Annotated in this window: 20 protein-coding genes; 9 read left to right on the top strand and 11 right to left on the bottom strand. The window is 64.2% G+C overall.

Features of this window, described 5'->3' with window-relative positions; genetic code table 11:
• Nucleotides 1-63 precede the first annotated feature (63 nt).
• The gene (locus GPL20_RS29045; protein WP_157334104.1) at nt 64-855 is read left to right on the top strand and encodes an MBL fold metallo-hydrolase; all 792 of its coding nucleotides are present in this window, start codon (nt 64-66) and stop codon (nt 853-855) included.
• A gap of 74 nt (nt 856-929) precedes the next feature.
• Here the strand turns inward: GPL20_RS29045 and GPL20_RS29040 are convergent, their stop codons facing one another.
• Together GPL20_RS29040 and GPL20_RS29035 are read right to left on the bottom strand one after the other, a co-directional pair.
• Nucleotides 930-1295 (bottom strand): bleomycin resistance protein, encoded by a 366-nt coding sequence (locus tag GPL20_RS29040; RefSeq protein ID WP_157334102.1) that lies wholly within the window; start codon nt 1293-1295, stop codon nt 930-932.
• 54 nt (nt 1296-1349) lie between these two features.
• The gene (locus GPL20_RS29035; protein ID WP_157334100.1) at nt 1350-1700 is read right to left on the bottom strand and encodes a cupin domain-containing protein; all 351 of its coding nucleotides are present in this window, start codon (nt 1698-1700) and stop codon (nt 1350-1352) included.
• A 233-nt stretch (nt 1701-1933) separates the two neighbouring features.
• Between GPL20_RS29035 and GPL20_RS29030 the strand changes: the two genes are divergently transcribed.
• Both GPL20_RS29030 and GPL20_RS29025 read left to right on the top strand, forming a co-directional pair.
• Entirely contained in the window at nt 1934-3193 is a 1260-nt protein-coding gene (locus GPL20_RS29030) for a serine hydrolase domain-containing protein (protein ID WP_157334097.1), read from the top strand.
• Between the two features lie 200 nt (nt 3194-3393).
• Nucleotides 3394-4272, top strand: coding sequence for an AraC family transcriptional regulator (locus GPL20_RS29025; protein WP_157334095.1), 879 nt, complete (start codon nt 3394-3396; stop codon nt 4270-4272).
• Nucleotides 4273-4336: 64 nt separating this feature from the next.
• Here GPL20_RS29025 and GPL20_RS29020 read toward each other — a convergent pair whose 3' ends face one another.
• A complete protein-coding gene (locus GPL20_RS29020; protein WP_157334093.1) occupies nt 4337-5479 on the bottom strand; it encodes an FAD-dependent oxidoreductase in 1143 nt (380 codons plus the stop codon).
• Between the two features lie 77 nt (nt 5480-5556).
• Between GPL20_RS29020 and GPL20_RS29015 the strand changes: the two genes are divergently transcribed.
• The 3 genes from GPL20_RS29015 to GPL20_RS29005 all read left to right on the top strand — a co-directional run bounded on the left by GPL20_RS29015 (nt 5557) and on the right by GPL20_RS29005 (nt 7338).
• Nucleotides 5557-6228, top strand: a complete 672-nt coding sequence (locus GPL20_RS29015) for a TetR/AcrR family transcriptional regulator (RefSeq protein WP_205751213.1) — start codon at nt 5557-5559, stop codon at nt 6226-6228.
• 85 nt (nt 6229-6313) lie between these two features.
• Nucleotides 6314-6976, top strand: a complete 663-nt coding sequence (locus GPL20_RS29010) for an SRPBCC family protein (protein WP_157334091.1) — start codon at nt 6314-6316, stop codon at nt 6974-6976.
• Nucleotides 6976-7338 (top strand): ArsR/SmtB family transcription factor, encoded by a 363-nt coding sequence (locus GPL20_RS29005; protein WP_157334089.1) that lies wholly within the window; start codon nt 6976-6978, stop codon nt 7336-7338. The genes GPL20_RS29010 and GPL20_RS29005 overlap by 1 nt, the downstream gene beginning before the upstream one ends.
• A 244-nt stretch (nt 7339-7582) precedes the next feature.
• Here GPL20_RS29005 and GPL20_RS29000 read toward each other — a convergent pair whose 3' ends face one another.
• The 3 genes from GPL20_RS29000 to GPL20_RS28985 all read right to left on the bottom strand — a co-directional run bounded on the left by GPL20_RS29000 (nt 7583) and on the right by GPL20_RS28985 (nt 10844).
• On the bottom strand, nt 7583-8047 hold the full coding sequence (locus GPL20_RS29000) for a hypothetical protein (RefSeq protein ID WP_246251067.1): 465 nt from the start codon (nt 8045-8047) through the stop codon (nt 7583-7585).
• An 851-nt stretch (nt 8048-8898) separates the two neighbouring features.
• Nucleotides 8899-10008, bottom strand: coding sequence for a c-type cytochrome (locus tag GPL20_RS28990; protein ID WP_254125698.1), 1110 nt, complete (start codon nt 10006-10008; stop codon nt 8899-8901).
• A 335-nt stretch (nt 10009-10343) separates the two neighbouring features.
• Nucleotides 10344-10844: a peptide deformylase gene (locus GPL20_RS28985; protein ID WP_157334087.1), complete on the bottom strand. Its 501-nt coding sequence runs from the start codon at nt 10842-10844 to the stop codon at nt 10344-10346.
• Nucleotides 10845-10921: 77 nt separating this feature from the next.
• Between GPL20_RS28985 and GPL20_RS28980 the strand changes: the two genes are divergently transcribed.
• Nucleotides 10922-11506, top strand: a complete 585-nt coding sequence (locus GPL20_RS28980) for a TetR/AcrR family transcriptional regulator (RefSeq protein WP_157334085.1) — start codon at nt 10922-10924, stop codon at nt 11504-11506.
• Between the two features lie 92 nt (nt 11507-11598).
• The gene (locus GPL20_RS28975; RefSeq protein WP_157334083.1) at nt 11599-12177 is read left to right on the top strand and encodes a DUF308 domain-containing protein; all 579 of its coding nucleotides are present in this window, start codon (nt 11599-11601) and stop codon (nt 12175-12177) included.
• 238 nt (nt 12178-12415) lie between these two features.
• Here GPL20_RS28975 and GPL20_RS28970 read toward each other — a convergent pair whose 3' ends face one another.
• Nucleotides 12416-12877, bottom strand: coding sequence for a cupin domain-containing protein (locus tag GPL20_RS28970; RefSeq protein WP_157334081.1), 462 nt, complete (start codon nt 12875-12877; stop codon nt 12416-12418).
• 365 nt (nt 12878-13242) lie between these two features.
• On the opposite strand from GPL20_RS28970, the gene GPL20_RS28965 reads away from it, so the two are divergent.
• Nucleotides 13243-14463 carry an MFS transporter gene (locus tag GPL20_RS28965; protein WP_157334079.1) on the top strand — a complete coding sequence of 407 codons (1221 nt, stop codon included), beginning with the start codon at nt 13243-13245 and terminating at the stop codon, nt 14461-14463.
• 21 nt (nt 14464-14484) lie between these two features.
• Here the strand turns inward: GPL20_RS28965 and GPL20_RS28960 are convergent, their stop codons facing one another.
• The 4 genes from GPL20_RS28960 to GPL20_RS28945 all read right to left on the bottom strand — a co-directional run bounded on the left by GPL20_RS28960 (nt 14485) and on the right by GPL20_RS28945 (nt 16533).
• The gene (locus tag GPL20_RS28960; RefSeq protein ID WP_157334077.1) at nt 14485-14871 is read right to left on the bottom strand and encodes an ester cyclase; all 387 of its coding nucleotides are present in this window, start codon (nt 14869-14871) and stop codon (nt 14485-14487) included.
• A gap of 57 nt (nt 14872-14928) precedes the next feature.
• Nucleotides 14929-15801, bottom strand: coding sequence for a bifunctional helix-turn-helix transcriptional regulator/GNAT family N-acetyltransferase (locus GPL20_RS28955; RefSeq protein ID WP_157334075.1), 873 nt, complete (start codon nt 15799-15801; stop codon nt 14929-14931).
• Between the two features lie 102 nt (nt 15802-15903).
• Nucleotides 15904-16056, bottom strand: coding sequence for a hypothetical protein (locus GPL20_RS28950; protein WP_157334073.1), 153 nt, complete (start codon nt 16054-16056; stop codon nt 15904-15906).
• A 123-nt stretch (nt 16057-16179) separates the two neighbouring features.
• On the bottom strand, nt 16180-16533 hold the full coding sequence (locus GPL20_RS28945) for an MmcQ/YjbR family DNA-binding protein (RefSeq protein ID WP_157334071.1): 354 nt from the start codon (nt 16531-16533) through the stop codon (nt 16180-16182).
• Nucleotides 16534-16674 lie beyond the last annotated feature (141 nt).

Genomic DNA, 16674 nt, shown 5'->3' with positions numbered 1-16674 from the left:
TCATGACACCATCCCAAACAACAGGTCTATCCTCATAAACGACCCTGGACTAGGCTTGACCTCATGATCGTGACATCGCGCAGCAACAACGTTCTCGGCGGCACGTCAGGCGATTGGCGTGTCTGGTCGCTGTCGGACGGCTATATCGAGATGCCCGCGGACCTTTTGCGGGACCCGCAGAATAACCCGGTGCCGCAGGCCGCGCAGGGAAGCGCACTTCGCCTGTCCGTCAACTGCTTCGCCCTCGCAGGTCCAGGCGGTGACGGCGTCCTGATTGACAGCGGAGGAGGAGGCTGGATGCCCACAGTCGGGCGTCTCGAGCAGACGCTGGCGGAAGCCGGGATCGACCCGGCATCGATCACGGCTTTGGCGCTCACTCACACCCATCAGGATCATGTGCAGGGGCTTTTGACCCCCGACGGCCGCGTGCTCTTTCAGAACCTGAAGGCGATCATGATTGGCGAGGCGGCCATGGAGAGTTTTCTCGCCGAGCGGCACCTTGCGCGGTTCCGGCCCTTGCTGAAGCCCATCCGAAATGGCGACCAGGTGGCTGAGCGATTGAGAGCGGTTGCCCTGCCAGGTCATGCTCCCGGTCACACTGGCTACGCGTTCGACACGGACGAGGACCGTTTCCTGTTCTTCGGCGACATCGTGCACGTGCCGGCCGCGCAGTTCGGCGATTCCACGCTCAGTTGGGGCTATGACGACGATCAGGCGACCGCACGCACGACCCGCCTGAAGGTTTTTGATGATGCGGCCGAGGCGGGGACGTGGATCGCCGGCGCGCACCTCGGCTGGCCAGGCATCGGTCGCGTGGTTCGCAAGGATGGAGCATACTTCTATCAGCCGGCATGACGATGAACGGACCGGACAGCCGCGCCGCTGTCCCTCGGGGCCGCCTTGAAGGACCTGCCGGCGAATGAATCCATTCAATTTCCGTTCTGAATGATCCTGACAAGCGTTCCGTCGGGATCGATGACGGCACCCACAATTCCTCCCCAGGCCTCTTTCTTTGGGCGGTGCGCGCGGGGCCAGCCGTTCGTCGTTTCAGGTACGCCGGCGGCGAGGGTAGCCGCGAAGAAGGCGTCGACGTCATCCAGTCGGAGGCAGCAGCTGAACCAGCTCGTCGCAGGGTCGAGATCGGGATGCGGGAAGAACTCCAGCACCAAATCGCCTCGTTTCAGAATCATCCACTCGCCGTCGCGCCAGGTCGGTTCAAAGCCCAGTTCTCCGTAAAACCTCGCCGTCGCTCCGAAATCTCTCGAAGGAAGGTTGGGCGTCGCGCTATCGGTCATCGGGTTACTCCACCCGGTCTTACTGCCAGTCGCATCATCCGCCGGCAAGACGCATCATCGGCGCGCCACCTGCCAATGCGGATAGGTGACATAGGCCGTCACGGCGCCTTTCTCATGCGAGCGGATGGTGACCTGCTTGCCCTTGGGCATGTAGACGATCTCGCCGGGACCCGCGGTGACGGTGTCCGAGTCGCTCGACACCGACAGCTTCCCCTCGAGCACGATCATAACGTCATCGACGGCGAGCGTCTCGTCGAGGCTCTGGTTCGGCGCATAGCGGCCGAAGCCGATGGTGATCGGTCCGCCGTGGCGCTGGTCGACGGCGTTGGCGACGAAGATGTCGCCGTCCTGATCAGGCGAGCGTTCGAACGATGCCCCGGCTATCGCGAATTTGCTGACTTTCATGACAACCCTTCCATCTTGCGTCAGTCGTCGACCGACGAAGGATGATAGACGCCTGAAGCCGATGTTTGTTCAGCGCGTCAGCGGCGCAGTTTGACGCAGATGGCATCGACACGGTGCGAGCACACGCATTGTCACGCGCGCGGCGACGGTCACCTCGGCACAAACGCTGGATGTTGACCGGGGGCCGCCATGATACGAACGACATCCTTCGTTCGCCTCCGGAGCTTGCTTGCATGTCCATCACTCCCGCCCGCAGCCAACCATCGGCCACCGCCTCCGAGACCGACCCCGAAACCCTCGGCTGGATGAAGGGATTTCCGCCGCTCGCCGACCGCACCATCACCTTCCAGGACGGCTCGTTCCGCAGCTTCCCTGAACTGCGCTGGGCCTGGAGCAACATCCGCCAGCTGGTGCCGACGGTGAACGTCTGGCGCGGGGCAGGGCCCGCATCGGTGCTTCCGCGCGAAGACCATGACATCGGCGCCGTGGCCTCCACCACGATGGACGGGCGGCCCATGACCTTCGCAAGAATGCTGGAGGAGACGTACACCGATGGCATCGCCGTGCTGCATCGGGGCAAGCTGATCTATGAGCGTTATTTCAGTGCGCTGAAGCCGCACAAGGCGCATCTCGCGATGTCGGTGACGAAGTCGTTCACCGGCGTGCTCGCGGGCATGCTGGTCAGCGAGGGCAGGATCGATCCGCAGGCGCCGGTGACGGACTATGTGCCGGAGCTGAAGGCCAGCGCGTTCGGCGACGCGCACGTGCACGAGGTCATGGATATGACCACCGGCCTTGTCTACACCGAGGTCTATACCGACAAGAATTCGGACGTGTGGGGCCTGCGGCGCGCCAACGGCATGGCGCCGATTCCGCCGGGCTATGACGGCGCGACCACCATCTTCGATTTCCTCGTCACGCAGAAGAAGCAGGGCGAGCACGGCAAGGCCTTTGCCTACAAGACCGTCAACACCGACGTGCTGGCCTGGATCTGTCGCCGCGCCAGCGGCATGACGCTGTCCGATCTGCTCTCCGAGCGCATCTGGCAGCCGATGGGTGCCGAGGAGGACGCGCATTATCATGTCGACCGCATCGGCACCGAAAGCGGCGGTGGTGGTCTCTCCACCAGCTTGCGCGATCTCGCCCGCTTCGGCGAGACCATGCGCAATCACGGCCGCTTCAACGGCCGCCAGATCGTGCCGTCGTCCGTGGTCGAGGACATTGCGCGCGGCGGCGATCCTGATAAGTTCAAGCTCGCCGGCTACACCACGCTGCCGGGCGCCTCCTACCGCAATCAATGGTGGGTCAGCCACAACGCCCACGGCGCCTACATGGCGCGCGGCGTCCATGGCCAGGGCATCTACATCGATCCCAAGGCCGAGATGGTGATCGCGCGCTACGCCTCGCACCCCGTCGCGGGCAACGCCGCCAACGATCCCGTGACGCTGCCGGCCTACATGGCGCTGGCGAAGGAGCTGATGGCCGGCGGGTAAACGCGCGACCTCTTCGTAGCCCGGATGGAGCGAAAGCGTAATCCGGGACAGACCCACCGCATCGCGCAACTGCCTGTGTGGTACGAATCCCGGATTGCGCTGCGCTCCATCCGGGCTACGGGTCCCCTGTCAAACCGCAAGATCGGTCGAGCACATCACGGCCATCCGCACCTAACTGAAGCCGCCACGGAGGAGGGACCATGAAGGCGGCGCTGCAAAACTATCAGGAGCGGATGCGGCGGGTGCTGGACCATATTGACCGGCATCTCGACGATGATCTTGACCTGGACACGCTGAGCGGTGTTGCGGCCTTCTCGAAGTTTCATTTCCACCGGCAGTTTTCGGCGACCTTCGGCTTATCAGTGCATCGCTATGTCCAGCTGGCCCGCATGAAGCGCGCGTCGCATCAGCTGGCCTACAGTGACGCCCTTGATGTCACTGACATCGCGATGGATGCCGGTTATGACGCACCGGACGCCTTCGCCCGCGCCTTTCGGCAACGGTTCGGGCAGTCGCCGTCGTCGTTCCGGAAGTCTCCCGACTGGGAGCCGTGGCTTGCGGCCTTCGGGCCTCTCGACAATGCGAGGAACAAGCTCATGAAGACTTTTACCAGTGACGATGTGACGATCCGCGATGTGCCCACCACAAAGGTGGCGATCATGGAGCATCGTGGCGACCCGGCGACGCTCGGCGATACCATCCGGCGCTTCATCGCCTGGCGCAAGGCCGCTGGCCTGCACCCCAGCACAAATCCGACCTTCAATGTCTGGCGATCCGAGCGACGTCCTGCCTCGCCCGCCGATTACAGCGTGGACCTTTGTGTCGGGACCGACCAGCCGATCGCGGCGAACGGCGACGGGATCAAGGCCGGCGAGATCCCCGGCGGACGCTGCGCCGTGCTGCGCGTGGTCGGCTACACCGACAATCTGGAGCCCGCCGCGCTCTATCTTTATCGCGACTGGCTTCCGGCCAGCGGCGAGGAAGCGCGCGATTTCCCGATCTATTGCCAGAGGCTCAGCTTCTTCCCAGAGGTGCCGGAACATGAGACCGTCGCGGAGCTTTTTCTGCCGCTGAAATAGTGGGCATGTAGGGTGGCTTCCGCGAAGAGAGATAGTGGTGGGTTACGCCTTCGGCTAACCCACCCTACAAATCCCGCGCCATCTCGCGCATCCCGGTGAAAAACTCCACCAGGCTATCCGGCGCGCGCTCGCCCAGACAAAGCTCCAGCATCTCGTGCGCGCCGACCGCGGCGGAATGGCTGCGGGGAAACAGCGTGGCCTCGTAGGTCGCAAGCGCTGTTTCGATGTCGTCGGGGCGCGCGGCGATGGCCGCGCCGAGCTCGGCGCCGTCGAGCATCGCAAGGTTCGCGCCGTCGCCGGCCGGCGGCATCAAATGCGCGGCGTCGCCGAGCAAGGTCACCCTGGCTACGCGATCCCAGCGATGGTCGCTCGGCAATGTATGGAGCATGCGCAGGACCGGCGGCGTATCGGCGTCGGTGATCAGCGCGGTGAGGGCCGCCGCCCAGCCGTCGAACTCGGCCGCGATGCGCGCGATCGCTGCGGGAGCGTCGCTGAAGTCGATGGCGGCGAACCATTCGGCGGAACGGTTCAGCGCGAGATAGGCGTGAAGCACGCCGTCTGGTTCGCGGTGCGCAAAAATGCCTTTGCCGGGCGCGTTCGCGAACAGGGCGCCGCCGCCGACTGCCGCGGCCGCAGCTGAATGCCGCGCGTCGGCGTCGCGAAGATAAGTCTCGATGAACGACGTGCCGACATATTCCGGCGCAGCAACCGACAGCAGTGGCCGCACCTTCGACCAGGCTCCGTCAGCGCCCACGAGCAGCTCCGTGCTCGCGCTGGAGCCGTCGGCGAATATCAGCTCATGCCGCCCGTTGCCGCGCGCGACGACATTCGCGAGCTTCTTCCCCCATCGAATTGTCTCCGCAGGAAGGGAGTCCAAAAGGATGCGCCGCAGGGCGCCCCGATGCACCTCGGGTCGTCCGCCTGTGCCGTCGTCCGGCTCGTCGAGCAGCACCTTGCCGTTCCGGTCGAGCAGGCGCGACGCCTGGCCGCCCGGATGGATCAGCCCCAGGAATTCGTCGAACAGGCCCGCTGCCTTGAGGGCGAGCTGGCCGCTGTCGTCGTGGATGTCGAGCATCCCGCCTTGCGCCCGGGCCATCGGCGAGCTCTCGGCCTCGTAGACGGTGGCTGGAATGCCCTGAAGGTGGAGGACGCGGGCGAGGGTGAGGCCGCCGAGCCCAGCACCGACAATCGTGACCGGTGACGTCATCGGGTCCTTTACGATGGATTATGGAACGATGTTCCATTGTATTGGAGCAGCGTTCCATGCATGTCAAGATGGTCCCTATGGCGAAGAAGACCCACCGGATTGAACGGCGCACCGACGCGCTCTCGAGGGAGCGGATCATCGCGGCCGCGATCGAGATCCTCGACACCGACGGCGAGGCCGCGCTGACCGTCCGCGCGCTCGCTGCGCATCTGGCGACCGGAAGCGGGGCCATCTACTGGCACGTTGCGGACAAGAACGAGCTGCTCGCGGCGGCCACCGACGCGATCATCGCGCGCGTCATGAGCGAGGTGGCCGGTGGCGCCGAGCCGCGCGAGGCGATCCGCGCGGTGGCCCTCGGCGTGTTCGACGCGATCGATGTCCATCCCTGGGTCGGTGCACAGCTCTTCCGCGAGCCATGGCGACCCGCGATGCTGGAGATCATCGAGGGTGTCGGCGGACGGCTCCAGGCGCTCGGCGTGCCCCACGCTGCGCAATTCGACGCAGCGTCCGCGCTCGTGCACTACATCCTCGGTGTCGCCGGCCAGAACGCCGCGAACGCCCGCGTCCATGCGCCCGATACGGATCGATCGGCTTTCCTCGCATCCGTTGCCGCGCAGTGGGCCGCGCTTGATCCCGCGCGATATCCGTTCGTGCGACAGATGGCGACCCGGCTGCGCGACCACGATGACCGCGAGCAGTTTCTTGCCGGCGTCGATCTCATCCTGGCGGGCATCGGCACTGTTCGCTAGGGCAACCCGGGCCATAATATAAGGATTGACTTATATTAGTATAGACCGATATTCATCCTCGCACGACATGGCAAGGAGAACGCAGATGGAGATCGACGTCGCCAGGGTTTTGGGGCTTGTCACGCGTTCGGTGAAGAACTTCGACAAAGATGGGAAAGCGGCCAGTGCGGTGACATTGACACGGCTTTACGAGACCAGCGTCGAAGATCTCTGGGACGCCGTGACCAGCAGAGAGCGCATTCCGCGCTGGTTTTTGCCGGTCGAGGGGGACCTCCAGCTCGGCGGCAGGTACCAGCTCAAGGGCAACGCGGGCGGCACCATCACGGCGTGCGCGCCGCCGACCCATTTTGCAGCGACCTGGGAATTCGCCGGAGCCGTGAGCTGGATCGACGTCAGGCTGACAGCCGAACGAAGTCAGGCGCGCTTGACGCTTGAGCACACCGCGATCATCGAGGATCATTGGAATCAGTTCGGCCCGGGTGCGGTGGGCATCGGTTGGGACCTCGCGCTTGCGGGACTTGAGCGATATCTTGCGACCGGTGCATCCGTCGACCATGAGACGGCCGAGGCATGGATGGGCTCGCCCGAGGGCAAGGAATTCATGACGACAAGTGGCGAGTATTGGCGCGCGGCGCACGTCGCAAGCGGCGTCGATCCTGTCTCGGCAAAAGAGCGCTCGGACCGCACCATTGCGTTCTATCGCGGCGAGATGCCGCCTGACATCGCACATCCGGGCACGGGAAGCTGATGCACGCCTTCGAGGTCCTCGCCGATCCCGTACGCCGTCGCATCCTCGAGCTGCTCGCGCCCGGGGAGATGGCGTCCGGTGAGGTCGTCGAAGCGATCGGGGCCGAGTTCGGAATCACCCAGGCGGCCGTGTCGCAGCACCTCAAGGTGCTGCGCGAGAGCGGCTTTGCAATCGTCCGGGCGGAGGCGCAGAGACGGCTCTATTCGGTCGACGTTGCGGGGCTTCAGGCGGTCGATGCGTGGATCGGCCGGTTCAGGAGTTTTTGGGAGCCGAAGCTGGACGCGCTGGCGACGGAGATCGCGCGCGGCAAACGAGAGCGTCGGAAGGCGCCCGTGATCAAACGGGGCGGGAAGAGGGCCTGAGAACGCGTGGAAGGCGCCATCCCGCCACGTTCACCGCCGCGACAACGTCTCGAACCGCTTGACAATCAGCCGATCGCAGCGAACGGCGACGAGATCAAGGCCGGCGAGGACCCCGGCGGACGCTGCGCAGCGCAATATCGCGATGGGCCGGAAGCGGGCGTGAGTGAGCGAAGTCTCGCTCTTGCTCGCGCTCAAAGAAAGGCGGCCCGAGCGGCCGCCTTTCTCCTCTTTGTGTCGAATGAGATTACTGGCAGGGATGCTGCCGGCCGTCCGCACCCTTGAACGTGGTGCCGGGCGTGCAGGCAAGCTTGTTATGGTCGGCGTAAGTCTTCCAGTCGCGGCCGCCATAGCCGTAGCCATGATAATTGTAACTGTTGTCGAAGGCTCGGAAGGGTGCAGTTGCGATCGCCCCCGCGGTCGCGACCGCGCCGCCCACGACATTGCCCGCTACCTCACCGGGCCCGGCAGGCCTGCGATACATTCTCCCGTCCGGCAAGGCGGCATTGGCGCTACGGATCCGCTGGTTGCGGTAGGTCGCGTGACGCTGAACGTGGCCCTTGGCGGATGCTTGAGATCCCTTGGTCTGGACCTGAGTGTACTTCCCACCCTTGGCCATTTTACCCTCGGCCATCGCTGGGCTCGCGAGCGCGGAGACGACAACGGCCGCACCGCTGAGAATGGCAAGACTGGCGATCTTCAATCTCATCATTGAACGCTCCCTTCTCTGTGATCTGTGATTGAATACGGAGGACCGACGGATGTTCCGTTGCTCAAACCGATGTGATCGGCATTCAAGCTGCCAGAAATGGGAACATCCAGCGGCCAGTTCCCGGCCGGTGGCAGCTCCGGGACACAAGGGCGGTCTCAAAAACATAACCACCTGCGACTCCGCATCTGGTTTGTGGGTGCCTGACCGGATGGCTGTGGCACCCGTGAATTTATTCTCGAACGAAGATATGAGACTTGATCTTCCACTGTCCGTCGGGTTGGCGTTCAAGGAGTCTCACGGTGCTGCCAGAAATTGGCGCCGGCTTCTCATTCACCACTAACGTGGCTGTGAAATGTGAGGTGGTATAGGCATGTTTCCGATGGACAACACATCGACCAGCTCAACCTTGTGATTTCTGACACTTCTTCCCCGCCCAGCAAAGAAATCACGGATTGCCAAAGGGCCGGTGACGGGCTGTGCACCAGGCGGGCGTTTGAAGGCGCTTGGAGAGGAGGGTCGGCGACATCTGGGGCCGCGGCGAAGCTGGTTGAAGTGGCGAGACCCTAGCAACAGCTCGCGGAGCACGAGCGGAGTCCACCGCTCCGTGAGAATTTCCGCAGCTTTGGCTACGGGGCAAAATGATCCATAGCCTTTCATGCAAGAACTTTAACGTCAGAGAGGCACCAAGGTAGTCCAGTTTCTTGACTAGTGGCCGCGCCAGTACGCTCTCATGCTGCTCGCAAGTTTCTTGGGACGGGTACCAAACGTCAGTATTCCGGCTCGGCACTGATCCCGTCATTGCCGCGCCCGCCCAAACATAACAAGTTCAGCAGGTGACCGTCGGCACCGCTTCACCGCTCCAGCGTGGCGAGATAGGCGGCAAGTGCCAAAAAGTCTGCCTCGTTGAGCGCTTTGACCACGTCGATCATCGGCTTGCTTTCCGACCCGGCGCGGAAGCCGTGCCGGTATTCGTAGAGCTGGCGGAAGATGTAGGTCGGCGAGCGCCCGGCGATGCCCGGCACGACCTCGGTGCCGGTCAGTTTCTCGCCATGGCAGGCGGCGCAGGCGATTTCCGGCTTCGCGGCCAGCCCGCGGCCGGTAGCGACGCTACCGGGCGGCACATAGGCGATAAAGCGGACGCGCGAGTCGCGATTGGCGAAGCGGTCGACGTCCGCAGGCGTCTCGATGATGCGCATGCCGATCGGCTCGCGTTCATCGTTTTTAGTGACGAAGAACCAGCCGGCGACCGTCGGTTTCGGCACGGTCTCAGTCTCCACAACGTCGACCAACTTCTTGGGCTTAATGGCGGCAAAATATTCAGCCGCCGCCTTGATCTCGTCGTCGTTCGCAGCCTTCGCGAGCGAGATCATCCAGGCTTGCGGAATGCGGTCGGGTAGTGCTGTCGAGCGTTTGCCGCTCCTGTAGTCCTGCATCTGCTGAATAAAATAGGCGACTGGCAGGCCAGCGATATCAGCGTTCTCCGGGCCACCCGTGCCAGAGGCACGATGGCAGAAGCCGCAGGCGTAGACGTCAGGCTGGCGGCCGCTCGCCACGACTGCCGGCATCGCCGGATGGTCACCTGGGTGCCAATCCGGCGCCAGGAAGCGATTACGCGTTTGTGGGACCGTATAGCTCGCCGTGCTGTCGGGAACGTGGCGAGGTTGGCCGTCATCGGGCGGCGGCTTGAAGTCGGGCGGGTTGTAAGTGTAGGCCCAGAACGGCGGCTTGTCGGTGATCTGCGCGTCCGCGCCCGCCGTACATACGAGAATTATGGTGAGTGCACCTGCCGCCTGAGCGACTGGTCCCAATCGTGCCATGTTCGTCCCCGGCTTATCTGCCCAGACGAGGACAAGGAAATTAGCCGTGAATCCGCGCTGGAGCAATTGGCTTTGTTGGTTGTTAAGGCCGGCCGTCCTGCGGTCCGAGTTGGGTGCGCCCTCGTTACACAGGCTGATGCGCACGCTGGCGAGCCTCGGCATCCTTACCGAGCGAACGGAGCAGCGTTTTGCTCTGACCGATTTGGGCGAGGCACCGGGTGCACCCGCGAGATCAAGTCTGCTGATTGGCGATGCTCGGGCAACTCGGTGGCCAGCTGGAGCGCATCTTCTTGACGCCCGCAACGGGTCAAAGGCCGAAGTCTGGATCTGTCGGATGCTTAGTCTTCTCCGTCCGCGATAGCGGCAGTGCCAAGACTCTCGCTCGGCGTCGGTTCAGGGCCAGGGGCGAAATCATCGTTTGCTATAGTTCTTGTTGCGCGCCTTATGTTCGGACGTGGCTCCCCAACAACTAACCGACCCTACGAATCCCGCGACATCTTCTCGAACTTCTTCACCAGCCGCTCCCGCTTCAGCCGCGACAGCCGCTGGATCCAGAACATGCCGTCGAGCTGGTCGATCTCGTGCTGGTGGCACACCGCGCGCAAGCCGTCCGATTCCTCGGTTCGTGTGTTGCCATCGAGATCCTGATAGCTGATCCGCACGCGGGCGTGGCGCTGGACCTCATCGTTGACGCCCGGCATCGAGACGCTGCCCTCGCGATGCAGGATCATCTCGCTTGAGACCCATTCGATCTGTGGATTGACGTAGGGCTGCGGGCCCTCCTTGGCGTCGAGCTCGAGCACGACGACGCGCAAGGGCACGCCGATATGCGGCGCGGTGATGCCGATGCCCGGCGCGGCGCGCATCGTCTCCAGTAAATCCGCTGCGAGCTCGCGCAAGCCGTCGTCGAATGCGGTCACGGGGCGGGCAGGGGCTGCGAGCCGGCGGTCGGGATAGCGGAGGATGGGGCGGATGGTCATTCAAGGCTCCTACCACTCACGGATCATTGAAGCACCCCATCTTGATTGTCTACCAACTGGAAGGTAGATGCTCTGGCATGAGTAGTCCTTCATCAACGGCCGACGATATTCTCGCCTGCGCACGCACGCTGATCATTGCAGGCGGCTACAACGGCTTCAGCTACGCCGACGTGGCCGAGATCGTCGGCATCCGCAAGCCCAGCATCCACCACCATTTCGCCAGCAAGGTCGATCTGGTCCGCACGCTCGTGTCGCGCTATCGCGAGGAGGCCCAGGCCGGGCTGTCGGCGCTCGAACGCAACATCTCGGATCCGGCCGAACAGCTCAGAAGCTATGTGGCCTACTGGGAGGCGTGCATCAAGGACGCGACGGCTCCCTTCTGCGTCTGCGCGCTCCTTGCCAGCGAGCTTCCGATCCTGCCCGAGGACGTGGCGCTCGAGGTCCGGGCCCATTTCCGCGCGCTGGCCTCGTGGCTGACCTCCGTGATGGAGCGCGGCAAGCGGCAGGGCCGGCTCCATCTCTCCAGCACACCCCGGATCGAGGCGGAAGGATTCATGGCGACCGTTCATGGCGCGATGCTGTCGGCGCGCGCCTATGGCGATCCGAAGATGTTCGGCATCATCACCCGGCCGCTGCTGGACCGGCTTTCCATAAGGCACTGACGGACAAGGGCGACACATGCTGCAAGCCGGCAAGGCGGCGGGGCCATTCTGTCGTGCGTAAAAACTACCAACTAGTAGGTAAGGAGAGAGCAATGAGAGACCGTGAGCTGACTTCGGAGACCACCGACCAGGCGCAATGGTTGAAGCAGTACTACTTCCTTCGTGCCGCGTTTTCCGTCGCCTGGGTCATTGCGGCCCTTACCATCGCGCCGTCGTCTGCGGTGATCGCAGCAACGTTGCTCGTCGCCTATCCGGCATGGGACGCTGCGGCCAATTATCTCGACGCGCTCTGCAGCGGCGGGTTGAACCAGAACCGCACGCAGGGCCTGAACGCGCTGGTCAGTCTGGCAACCACCATCGCCGTCATCCTGGCCTTGCGCGTGAGCATGAACTGGGTGCTCGGGATCTTCGGGGCCTGGGCGATCCTGTCCGGATTGCTCCAGCTCGGCACGGCCGTGCGGCGCTGGAAGCGTTTCGGCGCGCAGTGGGCCATGGCGCTCAGCGGTGGCCAGTCGGCGCTGGCGGGCGGCTTCTTCATCTTTCAGGCCTCGATGCCTGCGGTGCCGTCGATCGCGAATGTCGCGGGCTATGCCGCGGTCGGCGCGCTCTACTTTCTGGTCTCGGCGGTCTGGCTCACCGTCAGCACGTGGCGGCGCAGCGCAGCCCTGTAAGGGGCAGGGCTATCGCAGATGACGTTGGAGGCTGTGGGATGAGCTCGGCCTGCATGGTTCGAGACGCCCGCTTTGGCGGGCTCCTCACCATGAGGGTCTGATATTTCGCCGCAAAAACCGACCTCATCCTGAGGGCCCGCCGCAGGCGGGCGTCTCGAAGGATGGCGGCGGGCGAGCTATTCGCCAAGTTTTTCGTCACATGCGACAGCCCTGCTGTAAGGGGTTGGCCGTTTCCGGATCACGCGTCCGGATACGGCGTGCCGTCCTTGTGCAGGAAGCGGCCGTCGGATGCCGGGCTCATCATGTCGATGTCGGAGCAGGTGATGAGGTCGTCCTGTGAGCGCGAGCCGACTTCGAGATAGACCGCCGTTGCATTCGACCTGTTGATCATGTGATGGCCGTTGCCGCTTGCTTTTGGGAACGCGGCGCAATCGCCCGCGCGCAGCACGGTCTCACCGTCGTCCTCGATCAGCGTCACTTCGCCGTCCAGCACATAGACGAATTCGTCCTCGTGCGAGTGCCAGTGGCGCTGGCTCGACCAGCCGCCCGGCGGCAGCCGCATCAGGTTGACGCCGAAATCCGTCAGGCCTGCGGCATTGCCGAGCCGCTGCCGGATGCGCTCGGCACAGGGGGCGCTGAAGGGAGCCGGATAGCCGGAGCCCTTGCGGGCCGGCACGGCGGCGAGGTCGATCTTCGGCATGGGTGATGTTCCTGCAATTCAGGGCGCAGATGGCGGAGCACATCGTTGGACACGGCTGCATGCCGCCGTCGAGCGGCGAGCGTCCGGGCCGATGGTCACGATCGGGGATCGTGGACGAGATTAGGTTCTGTGGGATGATGCCATTGTGCCGGTGTTTTGCCCGACGAGTCAAATCGGTTCCCGACATCGTCAGTTGCCGGCACCGTAAGTCATTGATCCCACAGCACCCGGCTACTGTGCATGGGGTTGTTTTCGCGTTTCTTGTTGGCAGATCACAAAAGCGTGCCGCAAAATTTGCGTCGGCCTGTCTGCCCCGCCCGTTCCCATTCGTCTTCCACCCAAGACAGATCTGACGGGAGACCAAAATGACCCAATCCCCCTACCGCTGGGTGATCGTCGCCGCCGGCGGCTTGCTCGGCTGCGTCGCCATCGGCGGTATGTTTTCGCTGCCGGTGTTCCTCCAGCCGATCGCGAAGGACACCGGCTGGTCGGTGACCGGCATTTCCAGCGCGATGACGATTGGCTTTCTGGCGATGGCCTTCACCAGCATGGCCTGGGGCACGGCGACGGATCGGTTCGGGCCGCTGCCGGTGGTGTTGACCGGCTCGACGGTGCTGGCGCTCAGCCTGTTCGCCGCGAGCCATGCGACGTCGCTGATCGTGTTCCAGTTCGTGTTCGGCCTGCTGGTCGGCGCTTCCTGCGCTGCGATCTTCGCGCCGATGATGGCGACCGTCACCGGCTGGTTTGAGACCCATCGCAGCCTCGCCGTGTCGCTGGTCTCGGCCGGCATGGGCATGGCGCCGATGACGATGTCGCCGCTGGCCGCCTGGCTCGTATCCAGCCATGACTGGCGCACCTCGATGCAAATCGTGGCGCTGGTGGTCGCCGCCATCATGATCCCGGCCTCGCTGCTGGTGCGCCGTCCGCCGGCGCTCGCACATGCCGTGGCGGCACCGACGGGCGAGGGGGCGCCGCCGGCGGACATGTCGATGGGCGAGGCGCTGCGCTCGCCGCAATTCCTGATCCTGCTCGCCACCAATTTCTTCTGCTGCGCCACCCATTCCGGCCCGATCATCCATACCGTCAGCTACGCCGTGAGCTGCGGCATCCCGCTGATCGCGGCGGTGACGATCTACAGCGTCGAGGGCTTCGCCGGCATGGGCGGCCGCATCGCCTTCGGCCTGATGGGCGACCGTTTCGGCGCCAAGCGCGTGCTGGTCACGGGCCTCCTGTTGCAGGCCTTCGGCGCGCTCGCTTACGTCTTCGCAAATCAGCTCGCAACGTTCTACGCGGTCGGGGCCATCTTCGGCTTCATCTATGCCGGCACCATGCCGCTCTATGCCGTGCTGGCGCGCGAGAACTTTCCGCTGAAGATGATGGGCACCGTGATCGGCGGCACCGCAATGGCCGGCAGTCTCGGCATGGCGACAGGCCCGCTCGCCGGCGGCCTGATCTACGATGCGTTCTCCAGCTACGCCTGGCTCTATATCGGCTCCTGGGCGATGGGCCTCGGCGCCTTCCTGATGGCGATGATGTTCAGGCCATTTGCGAAGCCGCAAGGCGAGGCGGCGCCGGTGGCGGCGTGAGTTCGACGTCGAGGCGCAGCGTCAGAGCTGCGCCTCGATCGCCGCCTTGTCGATTACCGACCAGACCCGCCGGATCTTTCCGTCGTGGAAGTCGTAGAACACGTTCTCGCAGAACGACACGCGCCTGCCGTTCACATCGAGCCCCAGGAAGTATCCGGACGGCGTGCAGTCGAATGCGAGCCGAGAGGCGATGCGGGGCGGATCGCAGATCAGCAGCGCGATGTTGAAATGCAGATCCGGGATTTCGCGAAAATCCCGCTCCAGCATCGCGCGATAGCCGGACAGGCCGAGCGGCCGCGCGTTGTGGACGACATCGTCATGCACGAACTGGCCGAGCGCCGGCCAGTCCTGCCGGTTCAGGCAGGCGATGTAGTTGCGATAGTGGTCGGCGAGATCGTCGCTGTTCATCGTGAAGCTCCTGTGCTGCGGGGACAACGCAGCAGGAAGCGAATCCGCCCCGCGGCGTCACAGCCGCTTTTCGAAGAACAGATCGGGATAGGGATCGTCGTTGAAGCGCGGGATCTCGCTCCAGCCGGTGGTGCGGTAGAGCTGGCCGGCTTCGGGCAGGGCGCTGTTGGTGTCGAGCCGCAGCAGCGTGATCCCGAGCTCGCGTGCGGCAGCTTCAGTGGCGTCCATCAGGCGGCGACCGAGCCGCAAGCCGCGCGCGGCGGGCGCCACCCACAGCCGCTTGATCTCGGCATAGCCGTGATCGGTGCCCTTCAATCCGACACAGCCGATCGGCAGCGTGTCGGACATTGCCACGATGAACGTGCCGCGCGGCCGGCGCATGTCCTTGGCATCGGGATCGCGCGACAGCGAGACGTCAAAGCCCTGCTTGAAGCGGCGGCCGAGCTCGGCGTAGTACTCGCGAAGGCAATGGCGCGCCTCCTCGCTCTGCGGGTCCATCTCGTCCAGCGTGACGCGCTCCCGCGTCAGCGCCGAGGCGATCAGGTCCATCGCCGCCAGCAGCGCGTCGGCTTGCGAATGCTGCGCGAGGAAGCCCTCGGCCTGTGCGTTCGACAGCGCCTCATAGGCGGCGAACTCGCGCCGGCCCGCACGTGTGAGCTTTGCCACGCGGCGGCGCGCATCGTCGGCCTGCGCCGTGGTCTCGACCAGCCCTTCGTCCTCGAGGCTGCGCAGCAGCCGGCTCATCAGCCCGGAATCGAGGCCGAGATAGTCGCGGATCTCCGCCACATCCGAGCGCCCGTGCCCGATCGCATTGAGCACGCGCGCCGCACCCAGCGGCCGCCCGCGCCCGAGGAACGAGGTATCGAGCGCACCGACGGCGGAGGTGACGGCGCGGTTGAAGCGGCGGACGCGGGAAACAGGGTTGAGCATATATCTGACTTTAGTCAGATATCTCGTGGAGGTCAATTGAAAGTGGCTGGCCTCACTTCACCGGTGGCCTCCGGCGCAAATATGAAAGGCGAGTGCGCCGATCTAGGTGCAGAGCGCCCGCGGAATCATCCACGTCGCGAAGGTTTGCCACAGGCCGTCCTCGCGGCGGCGCTGATAGGCAACGAAGTCGGCGCCTTCGCCGTGCACCAGTTCGTAGCGATGAGTCTTCGTGGATGCAGTGCTGGAACTGGTCATGGAAAATCTCCATCTGGAATGGACTTTCCGTTTAGCTAGTTGCGGTGCAGCACTGCTCCAATGGGGAGATGAGGATCATCTCATCACGTTGTGGGGAGACCCCACCTTGCCTCACCCTTGCGCTCAATTCAGCCCCAGCGCTTCGCGCGATTTGCGCGTGAGCCTTGAAGCGATCAGCGCATGGGCCTGTGCAAGATAAGCGGTAAGCTCGGCATCCGGCAGCGCGTTGTTGCTGACGAGCTGCACCCATTTGGCGCGCGCGAGATACGGCGCGGGCCGTGCCAGCCCGTGCTCGATCAGCATTCCATAGGCCATGTCCGAGACCTTGAACATGTAGCCACCGGAGCTTGCTGCGAAGCCGCCCCCGAGCGCGAACATCTTGCCGCCGACCTTGAACACGGAGGTGCCCTCCCACTGCACCACCTTGGTGGTGGCGGGCAGGCGGAGGCTGCGCGCTTCGAAGCTCCTCGGTGTCATCGCCAGAGCGATAGCAGGTTGCGTGCAGCTTGCAACGTGCGCTAGCGGCCGAGTGCCATGAAGGCAGCGATGGTCTGATCCACCGCCGCCTCGTCGATATGGCGATGGGTGACGAGCCGAAGCTGATTGGCGCCGCTTGCC

The organism is Bradyrhizobium cajani, assembly GCF_009759665.1.
In the GTDB taxonomy this organism is placed as follows: Bacteria; Pseudomonadota; Alphaproteobacteria; order Rhizobiales; family Xanthobacteraceae; genus Bradyrhizobium; species Bradyrhizobium cajani.
The sequence above is the reverse complement of the archived record's forward strand: the minus strand, read 5'-3'. Positions and strand labels throughout refer to the sequence as shown.